Raw genomic sequence first — 22,598 nt, forward strand, 5'->3', positions numbered from 1 at the left:
GCCAGTCTTTCGCAATGCCTGTTGGAGTGAATAGCAGGCGATTTGTTCGTGACCTTGGCGCAACAGCCGCGACGGATTTTTCGATTGGGACCGTGAACATCGACAGCAATGACGATCTGGAGAGCGGTGGCGCGCGCTACTGCTTCGTTCCGAGCGGCAGTGGCAGCAACTGCCCGCGCGTCACGCTCGGCGCCACCGCGTCGAGGCCGAGTACGGCGCTAGCGGCGGGCAGTGCGGCATCCGCCATCGCGGCATGGCCTTCGGCGGACGGATGCACCGCGCCGCCATAGACCGCCGAGAGCACGCCCCAGGTCGCGTCGTGAATGTCGGAGGGCTGGCTCGCGGCGGGCAGGCCTTGCGGATAGGTCATCGCGGCAAAGTAGCTGTCATTGGCGTCGCGGATCCAGCGCGCCCGGGGCAGGTAGGCGCGATAGTCGGAGGCGCCGTGGCCGCACAGCATCGGCTGGCTCGCCGCCGAGATGATGTCGGGGTTGAAGGTCTGGCCGTTCTCGGCAAAGCAGGTGCGGTCGAATTCCGGATCGTTGCCGGCGCGCGCGCAGAAACCGTGATCGGCGAACGTCGCCTGATGGGCGTCGACGAAGGTCATGCGGTCGGCCTCGGGATCCCTGCACAGCGCGCCGCGGGTGCAGGTGGCGAGCCCCTTCAACTGCGGCAGAAATTCCGTGTCGACGAAGGTCGAGACACGGGCGAGCCGCTGCGGATCGATGTTGAAGGCGGGGTGGACGTCGAAGCCTGCGCGGCCGCCGCGGCAGGGCACGCCGCCGTCGGCCAGCGCCGGATTGGCATAGGACACGTAGACCACGTGCGAGAGATCGCCGCCGACCAGCGGCTTCAGCGCCTCGCGCAGCTTGACGAAGTTTTGCGGCAGCTCGCGCACCAGCGCATCGCGGGAGTCGTCGACGCTTGCCATCACACCGCTGCGCGCGAACAGCGTACGCTCGGTCGCGGTCTCCACCATCACGTCGGCGACGAGGCCGGAGAAATAGACGTCGTTGGCGCCGACCGACAGCAGCACGAGGTCGAGCGTGCGATCCGGCTGGCGGCGCTTGGCCGCCGTCAACGCCTCGCGCAATTCGGCGACCTGTGCGTTGACGTTGACCTGGCAGTTGCCACCCTTGCCGGGCGGACATTCGCGCGCACGCTGCGAGCCGAGCAGGCCGGAGCCGATGCTGGCGCCGGTGCAGGCAAGCGGCAGATAGGTCACCGCGATGTGCGGGTAGCGCAGGGCGAGCGCGAGTGCGGTGCGGGTCTGGTAGCTGTAGAGCGAGCGGTGACAGGAAGCGTTGAACCACAGCGCACTGTATTTCTGCCAGTTGGCGAGCGTGTCCGGCGCCTCGCAGGCACGGCCCCCCTTGAAGCCGGCGCGGCTCGGCCGGTAGTACCCCGCGCCTGCGGTGCCGAGATAGGAGCGGAAGCAAAAACCTTCGTCGGAGAGTGCGATCGCCCGGTCCGGATTGCCTTCACCCGAGGCGATGCTGTCGCCGAGCCCCGCGACGAAGATGTCGCGGACCTGGATCTCGGCTTGGACACGCTGGGTCGGATCGGAGCCGGACGACACGTCGACGGTTGCAACCGTCGGCCTGCCGTAGCGGACGCGCAGATTGACCGGCTCGGCGCAGTCGAAGGTCGAACTTTGCGGTCCGTCGCCGTCGTCGAACGACCAGGCGCAGGTGGCGCCGACCGGCACCGCGCCGCTCAGGCGCACCGTGACGGGATGGTCGATCGGGGTGAGGTAGCTTTCCTTGACGTTGTCGCGGTTGCAGGGCTCGCTGACCCGGCCCGCAAGATCGATGCAGAGGCGGTTGACCGTGTTGCGCGCCCAGCCGCGGCCGTCGCTCTGCAATTCCAGCGCCTGTTCGGAGGCGAGGATGCTGCGGTTGCGGGCGCTGTCGAGCTGGAGCAGGAAGTCGCGCTCCTCGCGGAACAGCCGGAAGCGGTTGCGCACTTCCCAGCTGATCTGCATGGCGCCAATCTGCACAGCGCCCGCGCCCTGCGCGGCCGCCCGTTCGGCCGGCACGGAGGCAAGGGGGCCGGCCAGCAGGGCGGCGGCGAGCAAGGTGCGAATGGTAGGTCGGATCATGGCCCGAGTTTTCAACGTCAGAGTTGAGGCGGAAATAAGAGAAGCGCGCCGCATCGACTGCGACGTTTGGCTACCCCGTTCGCGCCCTGTCCCGGCTCGTGACTACCGTTTCGCCTGCCGCAGCGGCCGCTCCATGGGCGTCACCTGCTTGGGCAGGTTACCTTGCGCGCAGGCTTCCGCAAGCCGCCGCCGCTCCTGCCAGGGCTCCACCACGTTCATCCAGAGCTCCCGCGCTCCCATGATCGAGATGGCGATGCCGAACGGGATCATGAAATAGAGGATGCGGAAGACCAGGAGCGTGGCCAGCAGCTCCTCGCGGCCGAACTCCGGCAACGCCACCAGCATGGCGGCGTCGAACACGCCGATGCTGCCGGGCGCATGGCTGGCAAAGCCGAGCAGGGTTGCCAGGATGAACACCACGGAGAGCGACATGAAGTCGATATGGGGGTTTGCCGGCACCAGGAGATACATCGCCAGGGCGCAGAAGCCGAGATCGACCACGCCGATCAGGATCTGCACCAGCGTCAGCGGAGCCGACGGCAGCACCACCTTCCAGCCCTTCTGGCCGAGTTCGCGGCGCTTGTCGCCCATCGAGAGCCAGACCAGATAGGCGGCGATCGAGGCGAGGCCACCGAGCGCGATCAGCCGGTTGATCGCCGGCGGCAACTGGTCCATGGCGCTGGCCGCGTCGGGATGCCAGGCCATGCCGATCGAGAGCACGAAGATGTTACCCAGCCAGAAGGTCAGGCCGGAGAGGAAGCAGATTTTTGCGACATCGATCGCGTTCAGCCCGTAGTCCGAATAGATCCGGAAACGGATGGCGCCGCCCGTGAACACGGTGGCTCCGATATTGTGGCCGATCGAATATGAGGTGAAGCTGGAGAGCGCCGCGATGCGGTAGGGGACGTGCCGCTTGCCGATCGTTCGCAGTGCAAAGAAGTCGTAGAAGGTCAGCGTACAGAACGCGAAGAAGACGCACAGCGCCGCAAGCCCGATATGGCCGCGGGGAATCTCGGTCAGCGCGGTCAGGATGACGCCGGTATCGATGCCCTTGAGCGTTCGCACCAGCGTGGTCATCGCGAAGGCGATGATCATCACGCTCGCGGCAATACCCAGCCGTCGCCAGCCGATCCATCTTTTGAAGCCGCGTTTCAGCGCGGACAGCAGTTCGTGCATTCATCCTCCCGGCGGGGCGGCAAGACCGACCCAACCGGGCCTCTGGCCGATTGGGCGCGATCGTTGCCCAGGGTTAGGCGTCGATCGCTTGGCATATCCCCGTTCCTTAAGGCAAAAACGGCGGCTTGTGCAGCCCTTGACAAGGAGAGGTTCTGCATTTGGCCGACCTCTTTGTCATACGTCCTACACATTGCCGCGCGTTAAGGTTTTCGAGTCGCGAAAGTGCGGCATTCCGCAGCCCTTAGCATGTCAAACCGATGTGCTGCGCGCCTTGTTCCAGCTCAAGGTTATCAGCCGCTTCGGAACGTCCGCGCAGGCGGTCCGTTAGCGCTCTATCAGCAATCGAACGGAGCGGATGACGGCTTGCCTGCAAGCCGGCGCAGCGCTGTTCCCGAAGAAACGAGGATTGGAACGATGGGACTGTTCACCAAGGACATCAAGACCATGAACGACCTGTTCGTGCATCAATTGCAGGACATCTACTATGCCGAGCAGCAGCTCACCAAGGCGCTGCCGAAAATGGCAGATAAGGCGACCGATCCACAACTGAAGCAGGGCTTTTTGACGCATCTCGAGGAAACCAAGCAGCATGTGAAGCGCCTGGAAGAGGTCTTCAGGATGCACGGTGTAGCGGTGAAGGCGGTCGACTGCCCGGCGATCGATGGCATCATCGAGGAAGCGGAAGAAACTGCCGGCGACGTCGCCGACAAGGCGGTGCTGGACGCGGCCCTGATCAACGCGGCGCAGGCCGCCGAGCACTACGAGATCACGCGCTATGGCAGCCTGATCGCCTGGGCCAAGCAGCTCGGCCGCAGCGATTGCGCGAGCGTGCTCGCCAAGACGCTGGAGGAAGAGAAGGCGACCGACCAGAAGCTCACCAAGCTTGCCGAAAGCAAGGTCAATCTGCGCGCCGCGAGCTGAGCGGACGGCGCCATACGACGTCGCGCCGCAACGCGCGGCGTCGTTGCGTTCATCATTCGATAATTATCGAATCATGATGTCGCAAAACCGGCATAGTCTTCGCGCGGGGCTGCAATCCGGGTGGCAGCATGCGAAGCAACACCGTCAAGTATGAACCCTTTGAACCGGCGCGCGAGCGCGGAGCGCGGCCGGGTCTTGCATCGTCGCTGACGCTCGCGGCGATGAGTCTCGGCTATGGCGTGGTGCAGCTCGACGTCACGATCGTCAATACGGCACTCAATGCGATGGGCGAAGCGCTGGGCGGCGGCGTGGCCGAGTTGCAATGGGTCGTCAGTGCCTACACCATCTCCTTTGCCGCCTTCATTCTGACTGCGGGCGCGCTCGGCGACCGCATCGGCGCCAAACGCGTCTTCATGGCAGGCTTTGCAATCTTCACTGCGGCGTCGCTGGCCTGCGCGCTGGCGCCGAATGCGGCTGCCCTGATCGGTGCCCGGCTGCTCCAGGGATTGGCGGCGGCGATTTTGGTGCCGAACTCGCTCGCGCTGCTGAACCATGCCTATCCCGACGACAAACGGCGCGGACGCGCGGTCGCGATCTGGGCTGCGGGCGCAAGCTGCGCGTTGACCGCGGGTCCGTTCCTCGGCGGCGGGCTGATCGCGACGGTCGGCTGGCGCGCGATCTTTCTGGTCAATCTGCCGATCGGGCTCGCGGGCCTCTGGCTGACGTGGCGCTATGCCGATGAGACCGCGCGTTCGTCCGCGCGCGAGATCGATCTGCCCGGGCAATGCGCGGCGATCGGCGCGCTCGGTGCGCTTGCCGGCGCCATCATCGAGGGCGGCGAACTCGGCTGGAGCCATCCGGCTGTCATCGCCGGCTTTGCGGTAGCCGTCGTGTTGGGAGCGCTGTTCGTTTGGAACGAGCGGCGCGCGGCTCAGCCGATGCTGCCCTTGTCCCTGTTCGAAAACCGCCTGTTCGCGCTGACGTCTTCGGTCGGCCTGCTCGTCAACATCGCGATCTACGGCCTGATCTTCGTGCTCAGCCTCTACTTCCAGCGCGTCAACGGCCTGTCGGCGTGGCAGACCGGGCTCGCCTTCGTGCCGATGCTGGCGGCCGTGCTCCCGGTCAACCTGGCGGCGCCGCGCGTTGCCGAGCGGATCGGTCCCTGCATGACCATGATCATCGGCGCGCTGCTCTCGGCGCTCGGCTGTCTCGGCCTGCTCGGCGTTGCGCCCGACACCAGCTATTGGGCGATCTTCATCCAGATGATCATGATGAGTGCGGGCCTCGGCCTGTTGGTGCCGCCCTTGACGTCGACGCTGCTCGGCAGTGTCGAGAAGGCACGTTCGGGGATCGCAGCAGGCGTCCTGAATGCGACAAGGCAGACGGGTAGTGTGCTTGGCGTGGCCCTGTTCGGGTCGCTGATAGCGGGCGATTTCATGTCGGGGATGCATGTGGCGCTCATCATCGCCACAGTGGTGCTCTGTCTTGCGGCAGCGGCGATCTGGCGCGCCACCCCGGCGCGCCGATAACCAAATGCAAGCATCCGTCCAAATGCTTCGTTCACCATGAGCGGAGCCGGGACATAATCGGTTACATCGTATCCACTTCTGCTCATTTTAGTGCAGGCTCCAACAGGGACCTGCAATGTACCAAGTTCTCTATTGCCTCACCGCGGAGCACGATTGGCTCCTGGTTGCGCTCGGCGGCGCGGTGTGCCTGCTCGCCAGTGCCGCGGCGATCAGCCTGTTTCACCGGGCGCGGGCGGCTCGGGGACATTCGCGTGTGGCCTGGATCGCGCTGGATGCGGCCGTCAGCGGCTGCGGCATCTGGGCGACGCATTTCATCGCCATGCTGGCCTATGGGCCGGGCGCCGGCGCGGCCTACAACATTCCGGTAACCATCCTGTCCCTGGTCTTCGCGATATCAGTGACCTTCGTCGGCTTGAGCATCGCGGTCTCCGCGACTCGGCGGCGGTTCGTCGCCCTTGGCGGCGCGATCGTTGGCACCGGCGTTGCAGCCATGCACTACACCGGCATGATGGCGCTGGAGATGCCGGCGCGCATCGGCTGGACCGGCGGCACGGTTGCAGCTTCGGTCCTGTTCGGCATCGTCTTTGGCGCGATCGCGCTCTCCGTCGCCGCGCAGCGCGACGATATCCGTCACGGCCTGGGCGCTGCGGGCCTGCTGACGCTCGCCATCGTTGCGCACCACTTCACCGCGATGGGTGCGGTCTCGTTGACACCCGATCCGACGCTCGCGGTCGGCGGATTGTCGATCCCGCCGGGCGCGCTGTCGTTCCTGACGGCGAGCGCCGCGGTCGCCATCATTGCCATCGCGCTGGTCGCGGCACTTCTCGACCGGCGCGCCAAGGGCGAACTTGGCCGCCAGCAGGTCGTGCTCGACACCGCGCTCGAGAACATGTCGCAGGGCCTGTGCATGTTCGATGCGGACGGCAAGATCCTGCTGTTCAACGAGCGCTACGCCGCGATGCTGGGCCGCACCAACATGCAGCTCACGGGCCGCCTGCTGCTCGACGTGATCCGTGAACAGCAGGCCATGGGGCAATGGGACGGTGATCCCGAGGAGTTTTTCGACCGCCTGGTGACTGATGCTCGCGAGGGCCGCAGCACGACCACCAGCGTGAACCGCTTCAACCGCTCGATCCGCGTCGTCAACGAGCCGATGGCCGGCGGCGGCTGGGTTGCGACCTTCGAGGACATCACCGAATGGCTCGCGGCGCAGGAGAAGATCTCGCACATGGCGCGCCATGATGCGCTGACCAATTTGCCTAACCGCGTGCTGTTTCACGAGCAGCTCGATCAGGGACTGCGCCTGGCCAGGCCCGGCGACCAGCTCGCCGTGCTCTGCCTCGATCTCGATCACTTCAAGGACATCAACGACTCGCTCGGCCATCCCATTGGGGACGCGCTGCTCAAGGAGGTCGGCCGGCGGCTCGCCGCCTGCGTCGGCGAGAACGACACCGTGGCGCGGCTCGGCGGCGACGAGTTCGCCGTCGTGCAGCTCGGCAGGCAAGAGGAGGCCGCGGCGTCCGTGCTTGCCGGCCGGCTGGTCGAGGTGATCTCGGCACCGTATGACATCGCCGACCACCAGATCGTCATCGGGGTCAGCATCGGCATTTCGCTATTCCCCCAGGACGGCGACAATCCGAACGAGCTGCTGAAGAACGCGGATCTCGCGCTGTACCGCGCCAAGGCCGATGGCCGGGGCACCTATCGCTTCTTCGAGACCGGCATGGACGCGCGCGCCCAGGCGCGGCGCCTGCTGGAGATGGATCTGCGGGCCGCGGTGCAGCGCAACGAGTTTGCCGTCTACTATCAGCCGATCCGCGACGTGGCGCGCGACGTGGTCGTCGCCTTCGAGGCCTTGGTTCGCTGGAAGCATCCCGAGCGCGGTTTGATTTCGCCGGTCAACTTCATCCCACTGGCCGAAGAGACCGGCCTCGTCGTGGCGCTCGGCGAGCAAGTGCTGCAGGTCGCCTGCGCCGAGGCCGCGACCTGGCCGGACGACATCGGCGTCGCCGTCAATTTGTCGCCGGTTCAGTTCAAGAGCCCGAACCTCGTGGCGTCGGTCGTGGATGCGCTCGCGCTATCCGGACTCGATGCACGCCGTCTCGAGTTGGAGATCACCGAGTCCGTCCTGCTGCAGAACAGCGAGGCGACGCTGACGACCCTGCACGAGCTGCGCGCGCTCGGCGTGCGGATCTCGCTCGACGATTTCGGCACCGGCTACTCGTCGCTGAGCTATCTGCGCAGCTTCCCCTTCGACAAGATCAAGATCGACCGCTCCTTCGTGCAGGAGCTGTCGACGCGCGAGGACTCCATGGCGATCGTCCGCGCCGTGACCGGTCTCGGGCGAAGCCTCGGCATTGCAACGACCGCCGAAGGCGTCGAGAATGACGCGCAGCTCGAGTTGCTTCGGCGCGAAGGCTGCACCCAAGTGCAGGGTTATCTGTTCAGCCAACCGCGGCCGGCGTCCGAAGTCACCAATATGCTGGAACGGCCGAGGTTCCGCGCCTCGGCCTGAGGCTTACGCCCTGCGCAGGGAGAAATGCGCGCCGCAGAACGCCATGACTGCGCCGAGGCACAGCGCGGCGAGACCCGCGAGCACGCCCGAGATGGTCGGGATCGGGCTCGGCGCGGAGGCGGCCTGGCCGGCACCCGCGAGCAGCAGCACGCCGACCGCGATCAAAAACTGCCGCATCCGCTGCGGGATCTGCCCGGAGGCGGCGCTGTGCATCAGCGTTGCCGTGAAGTAGCCGCCGGAGAAGCCGACCGTCGCAATCAGCCACCAGGCAATTGCCGCGCCTGCCGGCATGAACTCATGCGCGTTCGAGCGCCAGAGGCCGCCGAGGTCGAGCCCGTAGCGCGCACCCAGCATGTGGACCGCGAGCGCGAGCAGCACGCCCGAGATCATGGCGCCACCGAGGATCAGGCGGCGTGGGAAATAGGTCGTCTCAGCCATGGTCCGCTTGTAGGATGGCGCAAGGCCGATGCGCAAGCTTGTCGCGGTGCGGCGCGGTGGATGAGTTTGGATCGATGCAGATATCCGAGGCGGAGGCGAGGGCGCCTGCCACGAGTTATGCCTACAAGGCCTCGCTGATCGGCTCGGCGCACCGGTTCGAGCTGACGGAGGAGGGACTGTCCTGGCACATCGCCGGCCGCTCCGGCCTGTGGGGCTACGGCGAGATTTCCGCGATCCGCCTGTCGTACCGGCCGGTGTCGATGCAGCAGCACCGGTTTCGCGCCGATCTCAGCCATGTCGATGGCGGTCGCATCGCGATTCTGTCGACGAGCTGGCAAACCGCGGCGCTGATGGCGCCACAGGACTATGGCTATCGCGACTTCATCGTCGAGCTGCATGCCCGGACGGCGAAGGCCGGTAGCCGCGCCGTCCTGACCGCGGGCCTCGGCCGCGTCACCTATGCGGCGGCGCTCGCCCTGTTGGCGTTTCTGGCGGTTGCGATGGCCGGGCTCTTCATCCGCGCAATCATGGTCGGCGAATTCGCGGGCGTGCTGTTCATCATAGGCTTTGCCGCGCTGTTCACCTGGCAAGTCGGCGGCTTCATCCGGCGCAACCAGCCGCGGACCTACCGTTTCGATGCGCTGCCGGCTGCCGTGCTGCCGTAAGCCTGCAACCGGCCGCAATCAATCGTGACTTCGCGACTGCGTGCCGGTGCCGCATCGTGCTGTTATGTCGGACATGGACCGCAGCACCCGGCTGCCGACGGCGGACGAGATCGCCGCCATCAACGCCACCCATCTGATCGAGACGCCGCTGCGGCCGGCCGACCTCCTGTTCCTGTTCGGCACAAGGGAGGACGTCGCCCTGCGCGCCGAGACCGCCGCGCGGCTGTGGCGCGAGGGCTATTTCCGCTGGTCGATTGTCAGCGGTGGGGTGACGCCGGGCTCGGAGCAATCCGAGTGCAATGTCATCAAGCCGGCGATGGTGGCGGCGGGCATTCCGGCCGAGCGGATCTTGGAAGAGCATTGCGCCATGAACACCGGCGAGAACGTCATCTTCTCGCTGCCGATCATCGATGCCGCCATCGGCCTGCGCAACATCCGCAGCGTGATCTGCCTCGGCAACACCTGGACCGCGCGCCGCTATCCGATGACGCTGCACCGGCACTGGCCGGAGGTGACGAAGATGCTTCTCACCGTCGACAGTTTTGCGACGCCGCGCGCGCTCTGGCACACGAACGCCGAACTTTGCCGCCGGATGCTGCGGGAATGGGACAAGATCGCGCCCTACAAGGCGAAGGGATTTATTGCGGAATGGCCGGAGGCGTAGGTCACTATTCGGTCGAGTCAAAATCCTCTTCCCGTGCACGCAGCATCGAGGCCAACGTGCGCAGGCCGGCGTCGAGTTGCTCGAAACTCGGTGCACCGAGCGCGAGCCGCACCGCGTTCGGCGCGTGACCGGAGGCGATTGCGAACGTCGTCGACGGCGTCAGCGCGATGTCGCGGCGGCCGGCGGCGGCGACGAAGGTCTGCGAGCGCCAATGATGCGGCAGCGCCAGCCACAGATGATAGGAGCGCGGGTCGGACTGCATGTCGAAGCCGGCAAGGCGCTGTGCCGCGAGGTGCTGACGCTTGCCCGCATCGATCCGCTTGAGCCGGGACAATTCGGCCGCGGTGCCGTCGCCCATCAGCCGCTGCCCGGCCGCGAAGGCATAGCCTGATGCGGTCCAACCGCCCGAGCGCACCGATGCCATCACGCTTTCGCGCAATTGCGGCGGACAGACGATGAAGCCGAGCGCGAGCCCAGGTGCCACCTTTTTCGACAGGCTGTCGACCACAAGGCAGCGGTCTGGCGCAAGTGCAGCGAGCGGTGCTTCGTCGGCCAGAAAACCGTAGACAGTGTCTTCGATGATCGGCAGGTCGAGCTTTTCGGCAACGCGCAAAATGTCGTTGCGACGCGCCAGCGGAATGGTGATGCCGAGCGGGTTCTGGATCGTCGGCTGCAGATAGAGCGCCGCCAGATGCGCCTCGCGATGCGCCTTCTGGATGGCGTCGGGACGCATGCCATGCTCGTCCATCGACAGCGGCACCAGCGTGATGCCGAGACGTGCGGCGATGCCCTTGATGAAGGGATAGGTCAGCGCCTCCACACCGCAGCGTCCGCCGGCGGGAACGAGTGCTGCGAGCGCAGCCGCGATGCATTGCCGGCCGTTGGACGTGAACACGAGGTGATCGGGATTCGGCGACCAGCCCTGGCGCGAGAGATAGGCGGCGGAAATGCTGCGCGTCGTCGCAGTCCCGGTGCTGGTCGCGGGACGCAGCGCGACTTCCAGTGCGTCGGGCCGTTCGAGGCCGGCAAGACTCTTGGCGATCATCGCGGTCTGCTGCGGCAGTAACGGATAGTTGAACTCGAAATCGACGCGCGCGCCGCGCGGCTCTGCCGGCGCAGTGATTCCGCGCCGCGCCTCTCCGGAAATGAACGTGCCGCGGCCGACTTCGCCGACCACGAGTCCGCGGCGCAGCAACTCCGTGTAAACCCGGCTCGCGGTAGAGACGGCAATTCCCCGCTCATACGCAAAACTACGTTGCGGCGGCAGGCGGTCGCCTGGTCTGCGGGCACCGCTCGAAATCTCGGCAGCGATGGTATCGGCCAGTTTCACGTATTCGAACTTCGACATTATTGCACCGAGAGCAATGTTTTCCTTGCACCGAGGATTGTACTGGAGCATTTAAGTTCCATCAAGTTCCGCGATTGGACCGAGGGCTGCGAGAGCAATCCGAGGGCAATAAGGAGCAGGCGCTTCAGCGCCTGGGCCGACGGCCAGCCGTCGCCGCGCGGGACCGATAGCCGGAGAAGAACAATGACCACGATCTTGCAGACTGCCGGGCAGAATTTGAGCCCATCCTCATCGGGCGGATTTCTCCGCTCCGTCGTCAACGGCGTGCAGGCGCTGTTCGACCATCTGGAGCGCCGTGCCGCGATCAAGACGCTGAACGAACTCGACGAGCGCGCGCTGCGCGACATCGGGATCTCGCGCTCCCAGATCGAGGATGCCGTCTACGGATCGGTAAAAACCGACCTGATGCGCTACATGTGACGCGCAGTGACGGCCGGGGCATGGCCCCGGCCGTCACGGGTGCGGGGCCCGCTCGCCCCGACGACGTTGCAAACTTTAGTGCCGCACCACCAGCACGGAGCACTTTGCGTAGCGCACGACGTGGCCCGCGTTGGAGCCCAGAAAATAGGTGCGCATCGCCGGCCGGTGTGAGGTCATGACGATGAGGTCGGCCTTCATCTGGGCCGCTTCCTCCAGGATCTCGTGATAGATGCCGCCCTGCCGCACCACGCTCGAGATGTGACCGGCCTCGATGCCGGATTCGCGTGCGACGATGGCGAGCGCCTCTTCGGAGGTCTGACGTTGTTGCTCGTCGAAATCGGCCGGGACGTATTCGGCCAGCATCACCGGCGTCATCGGCAGCACGTTGAGCAGGCGCACCGCGCCGCTCCAGGTCTGCGATAGCGTTGCCGCGGTCGCGATGGCCGGCTTCGCCAGATCGGTGTCGGCGAGGTCGATGGGCACGAGGATGGACTTGAACATCTGCGCCTCCCTGTCGGTCGATCAAGCCGGATCGGAAGACTTGAGACAGCGCCCGTCGTCTCACGCCTGCTTCAGCAGCTTGGGGCTGACGAACAGCGCCAGCTTCCCGCGGCGGTATGCCACGTCACCCCAATCCTTGACGTCAAAGTCGAAGATCGCAAGTCCCGCCGTCGGCAGATTGTGGGCGAGCGCCTTGCTGCTGGCCGCATCACCACTGCCTGTCAGCATCAGCGCGAACTCGTGCATGCCGGGATTATGGCCGACCAGCATCAGCCGTTTGGGATTTGCCGGAATTGTCGCGGTGCGAATGGTTACCAGGAGGTGCGCCGGATCGGCGCCGTAGAGTTCCGGCAGGAATTCGACCTGTGGCGCAGCGACGTGCGCCTTCATGGCCTCCCAGGCGAGGTCCCAAGTCTGCCTGGCGCGTACCGCCGGCGACACCAGTACCATGTCCGGGGAGGGCCCGTGATCGGCGATCCATTCGCCGATTCGGGCCGCGTCCTTGTGGCCGCGGTCGTCGAGGCGGCGATCCTTGTCCCGGCCGCTTGGCGCGTCAGTCTCGGTCTTGGCGTGACGCAGCAGCAACAGTCGGCGCATGGCATTCTCGAATCGTTGGGGACAGGAATTAATCTACAGACGCCGGTTGAGGACAAGGTGACAAGCGCCCGATCGGTCCTTTAAGAAAACGACATGAGCGAGACTTTCACAAGCGTGTCCCAGGACGAGGCCGGCTTTCGCGAGCGCGTACGGCTATCCTTCGATCTCGATGCCGATATCTGTGTCATTGGGGCCGGATTGGCCGGATTGACCATTGCGCTGGAAGCGGCCCGGCTCGGAGCGAGCGTCGCGGTCCTGGAGGGACGGCATATCGGCTGGAACGCCTCCGGCAACCAGCTCGGCACCGTGATGCCCGGCTTTGCGCTGCCGCTGGCCGATCTGATCGAGCGCATCGGTTTCGAGGATGCCCGTGAGCTCTGGACGTTGTCGCTGGACGGCGCCGAATTCGTCCGCGCCAACGCCACCGAGGACGCGATGCTGGGGATCGGCCTCAGCGAAGGTGTGCTCGAAGTCTCCAACGTCGATGCCGGTGATCGTCTGATCAGCCGCCTCCAGATGCTGTACGAGGACTTCGATACCGATGTCGAAGGATGGCAGGTCGAGCGCGTGCGCGAGACGCTGAAGACCGATCATTATTTCCACGGCGTCTATTATCCCAGGGCGTTTCAGGTCGACGGCCGCAAATACATCCATGCGCTCGCGGCGCTGGCGCGGCGGGCCGGCGCGCGGATTTTTGAGGATACGCCGGTTGTCAGCATCGATCATTCCGGCATTCGCAAGCGCATCGTCACGCCGTCGGCGCGCTTGCGTGCCTCACATATCGTGCTTGCCGGCAACATCCATCTCGGCGCGCCGCTGAGGCGCCTGTCGGAGACCTTGCTGCCGGTGTGGCGCTATGCCGGCATCACCGAGCCGCTCGGCGAACGCGTGCATGACATCGTCGCCTTCAAGGGCTCGGTGATGGATACCGATGGCATCGATCATTTCCGGATCGTCGACGGCGATCGGCTGCTGTGGGCGAGCCCGGAAACCACCTGGGAGGCCAAGCCGCAGCGCTTCGCCGGCGCGATCAAGCGGCGGATCAGCAGCATATTTCCTGATCTCGGCGATGTCGCGATCGCGGACGTCTTTGGCGGGGTCACCGGCCAGACCGTGCACGGCATGCCGCAGATCGGCCAGTTGCGCAAAGGCCTGTGGGTGGCCAGTGGCTTCGGCCGCCAGGGCATGAACACTTCCGCGATGGCCGGCCAGTTGATCGCCCGCAGCATTTTGTGGGGCGACGAGCGCTGGCGGCTGTTCTCGCCGTTCGAATTGGTGTGGGCGGGGGGCCCGACCGGCCGCGTGGCCGGCCAGTTGATTGGCATGTGGGGCAGGGCGAGCTCGGCAGCCGCGGGCACGCTTGCCCGCTACCGGGAGCGGGCCCGGGTCAAGGAGCGCGAACGCGAGACCCGTCTTGCGGAGGCCAACCGGGCTGCCGGTACCGGGCCGCGCCGTGCGCCGCCCGGCGCGGTCCGACCGGCCCGTCCGGAACCGGTGCGCCATGAAGGCGAGGGCATCTCGCAATAAGACGTCATCTCGCAATAAGTTGAGAAAATTCACCGCCTGACCGTGTAACGTCGGGCGTTGAAGCCCGTATCTCAGCGCGTGGACAGGTGAGAAGTCCCCTCGCACGGAGAAAGAGATGTTTGACCGCCGCATCCTGCTGACGACCGTTGCCGGCCTGTTTGGCCTTGCCGCGTTCCGCTGGCTGAGAGCCACGCCGGCACAAGCCGCGGAGAAGTTCGAGATCGAGAAGACCGAGGCGGAGTGGCGCGCCCAGCTCACGCCGCAGCAATATGAGATTTTGCGCAACCACGGCACTGAGCGGCCCGGCTCGAGTCCGCTCCTGAAGGAGAAGCGCAAGGGCACCTTCGCCTGCGCCGGCTGTGACCTGCCGCTGTTCTCCTCGGAGACGAAATTCGAGAGCGGCACGGGCTGGCCGAGCTTCTACCAGCCGATCGAAGGCAATGTCGGCAAGACGGAGGACCGCACCTACGGCATGGTCCGCACCGAGGTGCATTGCCGTCGCTGCGGCGGCCATCTCGGCCACGTCTTCGACGACGGTCCGAAGCCGACGGGACTGCGCTACTGCATCGACGGGTTTGGCCTGGTCTTCCATCCCGCCGCGGCGTCGGCAACGTAAGGCGTTCCGTCGGCCCGCACATGACGATACGCCCCGGCAAATGTTGCCGGCCCGGCAATTGTGCCCCGGTCGGTCGGCCGGGGCCTCTCCATTTAAGTCATTGATTTCACGAAAATACCCGCATTGGCATAGGCCTTGCGACTGTCTCCTTCGATTGCGGCCATGGGCACAAGGTGTCGACTGGCCGCCGAGATCGAATTTGGAGACAAAGTTATGGGTATCTTCGATGCGATGAACACGTCGGTGGGCGGCCTTCAGGCGCAGTCCTACGCGTTGCAGAACATCTCCGGCAACATCGCGAACTCCTCGACCACCGGCTACAAGGGCATCGGGACCAGCTTCGTCGATCTCATTCCCGACTCCTCCGTACCGAGCAAGCAGGTCGCGGGCGGCGTGACGGCCAACGCGAAAGCGACCATCACCACGCAGGGTACGATCTCGTCCTCCAGCGTCGCCACCAACATGGCGATCACCGGCGACGGCTTCTTCTCGGTGCAGAAAGCGAGCGGCGTCGTCGACAACGTGCCGGTGTTCGACGGCGTCACCTATTACAGCCGCCGCGGCGACTTCCAGGTCAACGCCAACGGCAATCTCGTCAACGGCGCCGGCTACTATCTGATGGGTGTCGCGGTCGACCCGAAGACCGGTAACCCGACCGGCAGCGTGCCGACGGTGCTGCAGTTCCAGAACAACTTCGTTCCGGCGCAGGCGACGACCTCTATCCAGTACGCGGCGAACCTGCCGACGCAGCCGAATACGGTGGCGAGCTCGACCGCGACGCCCGGTTCGCTGCTGGCCGCCGGTGGACTCAATCCGTCGGATTATGCCGCAAACCCGCTGGCGGTAGGCACCCCGCCGGCGCCCTATACCAACGCAACAGCTTCCGGCGCGGCAGCCACGGGCAACATCCGCTCGGCCTACTCGTCGACGACTGCAGTGGGCACGACCGCGCTCCAGAACAATTCCTCGGCTGCGGCATCGACGACCACGTCCCTCGATAATACCGCGGGCGTGCATCTCGCATCGAGCATCCTCACCGGATTGAGCGGTCAAACGCTGACGATCAACGGCAACACGATCACCTTCAACAACGGCACCACCGTCACGCCGGCCGGCAGCAACACCACGATCGGCCTCGGTGCGGGCACCACCGCGACAGTTGCCGACATCCTGAATGCGATCCAGTTGGCCGGCGGCGCCGGCGTCACGGCAACCCTGACCGCCAGCGGCAACATCCAGATCGTTTCTGGTGCAACGACGGACGTGGCGGTCGGCAGCGGCACGGCAGCAACAGCACTAGGTATCAGCAGCGTGACGCGCGGCGGCAACGTGCTGTCGACGCCTGCGATTTCGGGCGCCACGGTGCTGAGCGGTGCCGCAACGGCAGGCGGCGCACAAGTGCTCTCGTCGGGCTTTGCTGCCGGCGACACCATCACGGTCGACGGTCAGACGCTGACCTTCATGGCCTCCGGCGCCTCGGGTGCGAACCAGATCAATGTCACCGACAATATCACGACCTTGCTCGGCAAGATCGACGCTCTCTCCGGAGCCTCAGGATCCTCGGTCAGCGCCGGCGGTGTGATCACGCTCAACACCGGCACCGTCGCCAACCTGACGGTGTCCAGCTCCAACAGCTCCGCCTTTGCTGCGCTCGGCTTCACCTCGACCATCACCAAGAATCGCAACGGCGGCGGCACCGCCGGCACGGGGACCGTGATCGGCAACGACATCGCCACCTTTACAAAGGAATCGATCAGCGGTGGGGCGGTGACCGCTTACAACGCGGCCGGCACGCCGGTGAACCTGCAATTGCGCTGGGCCAAGACCGACAGCGCCTCGCTCGGCACGGGTCACTCCGACACCTGGAACCTGTTCTATCAGACCGACCCGAATGCGACCGGCACGACGGTCGGTTGGGTCAACACCGGGCAGGCCTTCACCTTTGCCAGCGACGGCTCACTGACCTCGCCCACCGGTTCGGGCATCACCATCAACAACGTCAGCGTCAGCGGCCAATCGCTCGGCTCGGTCGCCTTCAACATCTCCTCGGGCGGCCTGACGCAATATGCGAGCACCAGCGGTGCGGTGACCATCAACACCATCACGCAGAACGGCTACGCCGCCGGTCAGCTTCGCTCGGTCGCCGTCAACAACAACGGCCTTGTGGTCGGCACCTTCTCCAACGGTCAGAACCTCGACCTCGCCCAGGTGACGCTGTCGCACTTCAACGGCACCAACTACCTGAAGGCGCTGGACGGCGGCGCTTATGCCGTGACCGACCAGTCGGGTCCGGCGATCGCGGGTGCCTCGGGCAACATCTCAGGCTCCTCGCTTGAAGGCTCCAACACCGACATCGCCGACGAGTTCACCAAGCTGATCGTGACTCAGCAGGCCTATTCGGCCAACACCAAGGTCATCACGACGGCGAACTCGATGGTGCAGGATCTCCTGAACGTGTTGCGCTGATCGGCTTCTCGACGCGTAACGTAACCAAAGGCGGCCAGTAAGATGGGTTTGAGTTCAGCCCTAGCCAGTGCGATGAGCGGTCTGCGTGCCAACCAGGCTGCTCTGTCGATCGTCTCGTCGAACGTCGCAAACTCGCAGACGCCGGGTTACGTCACCCAGACGCCCAACCAGATCGAGGTCTCCACCGGCGATTTCGGATCGACGGTGGTGACGACCGGCGTCAGCCGGGATCTCGACAATTTCGTGCTGGGCCAGTTGCGCACCGAGACGGCCGGCAGCGGTTACGCCGACCAGATGGCCAACATTTTGAAGCAACTTCAGAACGTCTACGGCAATCCCGGCGGCAGCGGCACGCTTGAAACCGCGCTCAACACCTTCACCAACTCGCTCCAGGCGCTGTCGACCAGCGCCGGTTCCTCGTCGGCACAGACGGTCGCGCTGGCGGCGGCGCAGTCGCTGGCCCAGCAACTGAACGTCTCGACCAAGGGCATCCAGTCGCTGCGCTCCAATGTCGAGCAGGATCTCGGCACATCGGCGCAGCAGGCCAACGCGGCGATGCAGAAGGTCGCCGACATCAACACCAAGCTCCAGGGCCTGGCGGCGAGCGATCCGTCCGCCGCAACCCTGATGGACCAGCGCGACCAGGCGATCAACACGCTGTCGAAATTCGTCGACGTGCGCGTCACCGTCGACGGATCGAACCAGGCCAACCTCTACACCACCACAGGCATCCAGCTTGTCGGCGCCGGGCTCGCCTCGCAGTTCACCTTTGCATCGGCCGGTGCACTGACGGCGACCTCGCTCTACAACATCGACCCGGCGAAATCGACCGTCGGTGCACTCAACATCAAGCTGCCGAACGGCTCGCAGCTCGACGTCGTCGCCAACAACGTGGTGTCCTCCGGCCAGATCGCCGCCGATCTCAAGCTGCGCGACCAGACGCTGGTGCAGGCGCAGAACCAGCTCGACCAGCTCGCTGCGACGATGTCGAGTGCGTTGTCCGACAAGACCACGGCAGGCACCGCGACCTCGACCGCGCCGGCGGGCTTCGATCTCGACCTCGCGGGTTCTCTGCCGGGCAATACGGTCAACATCACCTATACCGACACCGCGACCAACACGCAGCGTCAGGTTACGCTGGTCAACGTTACCGATCCGGCGGCGCTGCCGCTCCAGAACGCCCCCAACGCCAACCCGGTGCAGGTCGGCGTCAACTTCTCCAACGGTATGGCCGCGATCGCGGCGGCGCTGAACAATGCGTTGCCCAGCTCGCATCTGGCGTTCTCTGCGGCGCCGTCGCCCGCGACGGCCACGACGCTGCGCGTCACCGACGACGGCTCGGGCCTTGCCAAGATCACGTCGACGTCCACCACCAAGACGATCTCGTCGCTGACATCCGGCAATCCGCAACTGGCACTGTTCACGGACGGCGGGCAGGCGCTCTATACCGGCGCGATCACCTCGTCTGGTTCGCAGATGACCGGCCTTGCCGGGCGCATCGCGGTGAACACGGCGGTTTCAGCCGATCCGACCAGACTGTCGGTGTACAACACGTCGCCGGTGACGCCGGCCGGCGATACCACGCGTTCGGACTTCCTCTATTCGCAGCTCACCAACACGGTGTTCTCCTATTCGCCGCAGACTGGCCTCGGTTCCGCGAACCAACCTTTCACCGGCTCCGTCTCGAGCTACCTCCAGCAGTTCCTGAGTATCCAGAGCAATGCCTCGACCCAGGCGACGCAATTGCAGCAGGGCCAGAGCGTCGTGGTCTCGACGCTGCAGGCAAAGTTCAACTCGACCTCCAGCGTCAGTCTCGACACGGAGATGTCGAACCTGATCCAGCTTCAGAATGCCTATGCCGCCAACGCCCATTTGATGTCGGTGGTGCAGAACATGATGAACACCTTGATCCAGGCTCAGATCTAACCGGCAGGCTCTGAAACATGTCGATCAGCAGCATCAACTATTCCTCGTCGATTCTCGGCGCGCAGGTCCGCAACATCAACCAGCAGCTCACCGATCTGTCGACGCAGCTCTCCACCGGCAAGCTGTCGCAGAGCTATTCCGGCATGGGCACCAACGAAGGCTTTGCGATCGCCTCGCGGGCGCAGCTGTCCAACATCGCGGCCTATACCGACACGATCACCAACGTGAATGTCAGCATCAACCTCGCCAACACGGCCTTGCAGGCGCTGACGACCATTCGCAGCAACACGCAGACTGGCGCTGCGAACACCGCGCAGGACCTCAACGTCAACGGACAGACGATCGCGCAGAACACGGCGGCGGCCCAGTTCGGCTCGATGGTCGGCGTGCTGAACACGCAGACCGGCAACCGCTATCTGTTTTCCGGGACGGCCTTCAATACGCAGCCGGTGACCAACGCCGGCGACATCATCAACGGCACCACGACCCAGGACGGCTTCAAGACCGTGATGGCCGAGCGCCAGGCGGCTGACCTCGGCACCAACGGCATGGGACGGCTGGTTCAGACGCAGCCGACCCCAAGCTCCATCAACGTGGCCGAGGACTCCGCCACGTCGCCGTTTGGCCTGAAGCTCAAGGCGGTCTCCTCGACGCTGACCGGCGCGACCTTGACCGGCCCGAGCGGATCGCCCGTATCGTTTTCGGTCGATCTCAACGGCAACAATCCCGCCGACGGCGACAAGCTCAGCGTCCAGTTCACGCTGCCGGACGGCACGACCGAGCAGATCGATTTGACCGCGAGCAGCAAGACGCCGACGCCCGTGGGCAGCTTCGCGATCGACACCACGACGCCGGCCAACACGGCGACCAACCTCAACAACGCGCTGAACATCGCCATCAAGAAGCTCGCCGGCACCTCGCTGGTCGCGGCATCAGCGATTACGGCGGGCGACAATTTCTTCAACACGGTGGGGTCGACGACCGCGAATGCGGCGGCCACCGGCAATCTGCGCTCGGCCTATACCTCCACGACTGCGACTGGCTCGGTCGCCTTGCAGGACAACGCAGCGGTCGCGGCAGCCTCGACCACCTCACTCGATGCGACCGCAGGTAACCATCTCGCTTCGGGCATCCTCACCGCGCTCGGCGGGACGACGCTGACGATCAACGGCAACACGATCACCTTCAACAACGGCACCACCGTCACGCCGGCCGGCAACAACACCACGATCGGCCTCGGTGCGGGCACCACGGCGACGGTTCAAGACATCCTGACTGCGATCCAGACCGCCGGCGGCGCTGGCGTCACCGCGACGCTGAGTCCCAGCGGCAACATCCAGATCTCCACCGGCACCACCACCGACGTCTCCGTCACCGGGGGCGCGGCAGCGACGGCGCTGGGCATCAGCAGCGTGGCGCGCGGCGGCAACGTGCCGTCGACGCCTCCGATCACCGGCTCAACCGTGCTGAGCGGTACTGCGACGGCGGGCGGCCCGGAAGTGCTCTCATCGGGCTTCGCGGCCGGCGACACCATCACGGTCAACGGTCAGACTCTGACGTTCATGACCTCGGGCGCCACCGGCCCAAACCAGATCAACATTACCGACGACGTGACAACTCTGCTCGGCAAGATCGACCAGATCACCGGGACCTCGAAGCCGTCGACCATCCATGGCGGCGTGATCACGATCAACACCGACGACCCCGGCAGCCTGAACATCACGAGCTCCAATGCGAGCGCGCTCGGATCGCTCGGCTTCTCCTCGACCACGATCACGGCGGCGAAGGCGCCGCTGCGGGTCGGTTCATCGCCCGCGGGATCGGCCACGACGCTCGTCAACGGCACGGCCAACACCGTCAGATGGTACAACGGCAATGACGGGCCGGGCTCGGCGCGCTCCACGGCGGTGGCCCGGGTCGACGACTCCATCACGGTCCAATACGGCGCGCAGGCCGACGAGGATGCGATCCGGCGGCAATTGCAGGCGATCGCCGTGTTCGGAACGTTCTCGACCTCGACCACGGGGCAATACTCCGGCGGTGCGGTCGCAGCCCTGAGCCAGAGAACGGCGCAGGCGCTGACCCAGCAGCCCGGCCAGCAGCGCATCGAGGACATCCAGACCGATATCGCGATGTCCCAGAATACGATGAAGGACGCGACCACGCGCCAGACCCAGGCCAAGGCGCAGCTCCAGACCATCATCGACCAGGCTGAGTCGGCCTCGCCCGATCAGGTCGCCAGCGAAATCCTGTCGCTCCAGAACGCCCTCCAGGCCTCCTACCAGACGACCGCCAGCCTGGCGCAGTTGTCGCTCGTGAAGTTCCTCTGAGGGCGTCCGTTAAGGTCCCGTTAACCATGCCTCTTTACCTCTTGGTGAGGAATTGGGGCGCGTGGGGAGCCGTCGATGTCGGAGCGGATGCAACTGGTCGTAGCCACGCCGTGTTTCGGCGGGCAGGTGTCGAGCATTTATGCGAGTTCGATCTTCGCGCTGCAGCGCGCCGTGCACGGCATGTCCAATCTCGAGCTCAAGGTGCTCTTGCGCGACGGAGACGCGCTGATCACGCGGGCGCGGGCCAATCTGGTCGCGATGTTCCTCGACGATCCCAAGGCGACGCATTTCCTGTTCGTCGACGCCGATATCGGATTTAAGCCCGAGCAGGTGTTCCGGCTGATCGAATGCGGTGCCGACGTCGTGGCCGGCTGCTACCCGATCAAGCGGGTCAACTGGAATAAGGCCAAGCGGGCGATCGAGGCGGGGCGGGCGGACGTTGCGGCGGCCTCGCTGGACTACGTGCTCGAGATCGAGGACCCCGACCGCATCGTGGTGGTCAACGGCTTTACGCGCGTGCGTTATGCGGGCACCGGATTCCTGATGATCCGGCGTCACGTGCTGGAGGCGATGTGCCGCCATCCTGACTACGCGAACCTGCAATTCTTCCGCGAGCATTCGCACGACACGCTGGCCGCGAGCCGCAACCGCTTCGCACTGTTCGAGTGCATGATCGACCCCGCGACCGGCACCTATCTCTCCGAGGACTTTGCCTTCTGCAAGCGCTGGACCGACATCGGCGGCGAGATCTGGGCCGACATCCAGAGCTCGCTCGATCACGTCGGGCCCTCGGTATTCCACGGCGACATCGCCTCGCAATTCGCGGCGGCGCCGGCCGTAGCCGCCGATGCCGCGTGA

The 22,598-nt window shown here is 65.4% G+C and carries 18 protein-coding genes; 12 read left to right on the plus strand and 6 right to left on the minus strand.

The annotated features are described in order from the left end of the window. Nucleotides 1–136 precede the first annotated feature (136 nt). On the minus strand, nt 137–2,101 hold the full coding sequence (locus tag KUF59_RS15655) for an SGNH/GDSL hydrolase family protein (RefSeq protein WP_212457523.1): 1,965 nt from the start codon (nt 2,099–2,101) through the stop codon (nt 137–139). 102 nt (nt 2,102–2,203) lie between these two features. Continuing rightward, entirely contained in the window at nt 2,204–3,277 is a 1,074-nt protein-coding gene (locus KUF59_RS15660; protein ID WP_212457522.1) for a lysylphosphatidylglycerol synthase transmembrane domain-containing protein, read from the minus strand. 414 nt (nt 3,278–3,691) lie between these two features. On the opposite strand from KUF59_RS15660, the gene KUF59_RS15665 reads away from it, so the two are divergent. From KUF59_RS15665 to KUF59_RS15675, 3 genes are all read left to right on the plus strand, one after another. After that, nucleotides 3,692–4,198: a YciE/YciF ferroxidase family protein gene (locus tag KUF59_RS15665; RefSeq protein ID WP_212457521.1), complete on the plus strand. Its 507-nt coding sequence runs from the start codon at nt 3,692–3,694 to the stop codon at nt 4,196–4,198. 128 nt (nt 4,199–4,326) lie between these two features. After that, nucleotides 4,327–5,727: an MFS transporter gene (locus tag KUF59_RS15670; RefSeq protein ID WP_212457520.1), complete on the plus strand. Its 1,401-nt coding sequence runs from the start codon at nt 4,327–4,329 to the stop codon at nt 5,725–5,727. A gap of 115 nt (nt 5,728–5,842) precedes the next feature. Beyond that, complete coding sequence (locus KUF59_RS15675; protein ID WP_212457519.1) at nt 5,843–8,242, plus strand: bifunctional diguanylate cyclase/phosphodiesterase; 2,400 nt, start codon at nt 5,843–5,845, stop codon at nt 8,240–8,242. 3 nt (nt 8,243–8,245) lie between these two features. Here the strand turns inward: KUF59_RS15675 and KUF59_RS15680 are convergent, their stop codons facing one another. After that, complete coding sequence (locus tag KUF59_RS15680; RefSeq protein WP_212457518.1) at nt 8,246–8,680, minus strand: hypothetical protein; 435 nt, start codon at nt 8,678–8,680, stop codon at nt 8,246–8,248. Between the two features lie 74 nt (nt 8,681–8,754). On the opposite strand from KUF59_RS15680, the gene KUF59_RS15685 reads away from it, so the two are divergent. Further along, entirely contained in the window at nt 8,755–9,345 is a 591-nt protein-coding gene (locus tag KUF59_RS15685; protein ID WP_212457517.1) for a hypothetical protein, read from the plus strand. Nucleotides 9,346–9,409: 64 nt separating this feature from the next. Continuing rightward, the gene (locus tag KUF59_RS15690) at nt 9,410–10,009 is read left to right on the plus strand and encodes a YdcF family protein (protein WP_212457516.1); all 600 of its coding nucleotides are present in this window, start codon (nt 9,410–9,412) and stop codon (nt 10,007–10,009) included. Nucleotides 10,010–10,013: 4 nt separating this feature from the next. Here KUF59_RS15690 and KUF59_RS15695 read toward each other — a convergent pair whose 3' ends face one another. Then, a complete protein-coding gene (locus KUF59_RS15695) occupies nt 10,014–11,357 on the minus strand; it encodes an aminotransferase-like domain-containing protein (RefSeq protein WP_212457515.1) in 1,344 nt (447 codons plus the stop codon). A gap of 183 nt (nt 11,358–11,540) precedes the next feature. Between KUF59_RS15695 and KUF59_RS15700 the strand changes: the two genes are divergently transcribed. After that, on the plus strand, nt 11,541–11,777 hold the full coding sequence (locus KUF59_RS15700) for a DUF1127 domain-containing protein (RefSeq protein WP_212457514.1): 237 nt from the start codon (nt 11,541–11,543) through the stop codon (nt 11,775–11,777). 75 nt (nt 11,778–11,852) lie between these two features. Here KUF59_RS15700 and KUF59_RS15705 read toward each other — a convergent pair whose 3' ends face one another. Further along, nucleotides 11,853–12,278, minus strand: coding sequence for a universal stress protein (locus KUF59_RS15705; protein ID WP_212407388.1), 426 nt, complete (start codon nt 12,276–12,278; stop codon nt 11,853–11,855). Nucleotides 12,279–12,338: 60 nt separating this feature from the next. Beyond that, nucleotides 12,339–12,875 (minus strand): SixA phosphatase family protein, encoded by a 537-nt coding sequence (locus KUF59_RS15710; RefSeq protein ID WP_212457513.1) that lies wholly within the window; start codon nt 12,873–12,875, stop codon nt 12,339–12,341. Nucleotides 12,876–12,968: 93 nt separating this feature from the next. On the opposite strand from KUF59_RS15710, the gene KUF59_RS15715 reads away from it, so the two are divergent. The 6 genes from KUF59_RS15715 to KUF59_RS15740 all read left to right on the plus strand — a co-directional run bounded on the left by KUF59_RS15715 (nt 12,969) and on the right by KUF59_RS15740 (nt 22,598). After that, the gene (locus KUF59_RS15715; protein ID WP_258769663.1) at nt 12,969–14,402 is read left to right on the plus strand and encodes an NAD(P)/FAD-dependent oxidoreductase; all 1,434 of its coding nucleotides are present in this window, start codon (nt 12,969–12,971) and stop codon (nt 14,400–14,402) included. Between the two features lie 115 nt (nt 14,403–14,517). Then, nucleotides 14,518–15,018, plus strand: a complete 501-nt coding sequence (gene msrB, locus KUF59_RS15720; protein WP_212457511.1) for a peptide-methionine (R)-S-oxide reductase MsrB — start codon at nt 14,518–14,520, stop codon at nt 15,016–15,018. 213 nt (nt 15,019–15,231) lie between these two features. Next, complete coding sequence (locus tag KUF59_RS15725; RefSeq protein ID WP_212457510.1) at nt 15,232–17,484, plus strand: flagellar hook-basal body complex protein; 2,253 nt, start codon at nt 15,232–15,234, stop codon at nt 17,482–17,484. A 42-nt stretch (nt 17,485–17,526) separates the two neighbouring features. Next, on the plus strand, nt 17,527–19,410 hold the full coding sequence (flgK, locus tag KUF59_RS15730) for a flagellar hook-associated protein FlgK (protein ID WP_212457509.1): 1,884 nt from the start codon (nt 17,527–17,529) through the stop codon (nt 19,408–19,410). A 17-nt stretch (nt 19,411–19,427) separates the two neighbouring features. Then, nucleotides 19,428–21,740, plus strand: a complete 2,313-nt coding sequence (locus KUF59_RS15735) for a beta strand repeat-containing protein (RefSeq protein WP_212457508.1) — start codon at nt 19,428–19,430, stop codon at nt 21,738–21,740. A gap of 75 nt (nt 21,741–21,815) precedes the next feature. After that, nucleotides 21,816–22,598: a hypothetical protein gene (locus tag KUF59_RS15740; RefSeq protein WP_212457507.1), complete on the plus strand. Its 783-nt coding sequence runs from the start codon at nt 21,816–21,818 to the stop codon at nt 22,596–22,598.

Source organism: Bradyrhizobium arachidis, from assembly GCF_024758505.1.
GTDB classification, from domain to species: Bacteria; Pseudomonadota; Alphaproteobacteria; order Rhizobiales; family Xanthobacteraceae; genus Bradyrhizobium; species Bradyrhizobium manausense_C.

Coding starts and splice junctions, on each gene's coding strand:
- KUF59_RS15735 (WP_212457508.1), top strand. CDS start 19,428: ATGTCGATCAGCAGCATCAACTATTCCTCGTCGATTCTCGGCGCGCAG.
- KUF59_RS15685 (WP_212457517.1), top strand. CDS start 8,755: ATGCAGATATCCGAGGCGGAGGCGAGGGCGCCTGCCACGAGTTATGCC.
- msrB (WP_212457511.1), top strand. CDS start 14,518: ATGTTTGACCGCCGCATCCTGCTGACGACCGTTGCCGGCCTGTTTGGC.
- KUF59_RS15665 (WP_212457521.1), top strand. CDS start 3,692: ATGGGACTGTTCACCAAGGACATCAAGACCATGAACGACCTGTTCGTG.
- KUF59_RS15710 (WP_212457513.1), bottom strand. CDS start 12,875: ATGCGCCGACTGTTGCTGCTGCGTCACGCCAAGACCGAGACTGACGCG.
- KUF59_RS15715 (WP_258769663.1), top strand. CDS start 12,969: ATGAGCGAGACTTTCACAAGCGTGTCCCAGGACGAGGCCGGCTTTCGC.
- KUF59_RS15740 (WP_212457507.1), top strand. CDS start 21,816: ATGTCGGAGCGGATGCAACTGGTCGTAGCCACGCCGTGTTTCGGCGGG.
- KUF59_RS15675 (WP_212457519.1), top strand. CDS start 5,843: ATGTACCAAGTTCTCTATTGCCTCACCGCGGAGCACGATTGGCTCCTG.
- KUF59_RS15660 (WP_212457522.1), bottom strand. CDS start 3,277: ATGCACGAACTGCTGTCCGCGCTGAAACGCGGCTTCAAAAGATGGATC.
- KUF59_RS15705 (WP_212407388.1), bottom strand. CDS start 12,278: ATGTTCAAGTCCATCCTCGTGCCCATCGACCTCGCCGACACCGATCTG.
- KUF59_RS15680 (WP_212457518.1), bottom strand. CDS start 8,680: ATGGCTGAGACGACCTATTTCCCACGCCGCCTGATCCTCGGTGGCGCC.
- flgK (WP_212457509.1), top strand. CDS start 17,527: ATGGGTTTGAGTTCAGCCCTAGCCAGTGCGATGAGCGGTCTGCGTGCC.
- KUF59_RS15700 (WP_212457514.1), top strand. CDS start 11,541: ATGACCACGATCTTGCAGACTGCCGGGCAGAATTTGAGCCCATCCTCA.
- KUF59_RS15655 (WP_212457523.1), bottom strand. CDS start 2,101: ATGATCCGACCTACCATTCGCACCTTGCTCGCCGCCGCCCTGCTGGCC.
- KUF59_RS15695 (WP_212457515.1), bottom strand. CDS start 11,357: ATGTCGAAGTTCGAATACGTGAAACTGGCCGATACCATCGCTGCCGAG.
- KUF59_RS15670 (WP_212457520.1), top strand. CDS start 4,327: ATGCGAAGCAACACCGTCAAGTATGAACCCTTTGAACCGGCGCGCGAG.
- KUF59_RS15725 (WP_212457510.1), top strand. CDS start 15,232: ATGGGTATCTTCGATGCGATGAACACGTCGGTGGGCGGCCTTCAGGCG.
- KUF59_RS15690 (WP_212457516.1), top strand. CDS start 9,410: ATGTCGGACATGGACCGCAGCACCCGGCTGCCGACGGCGGACGAGATC.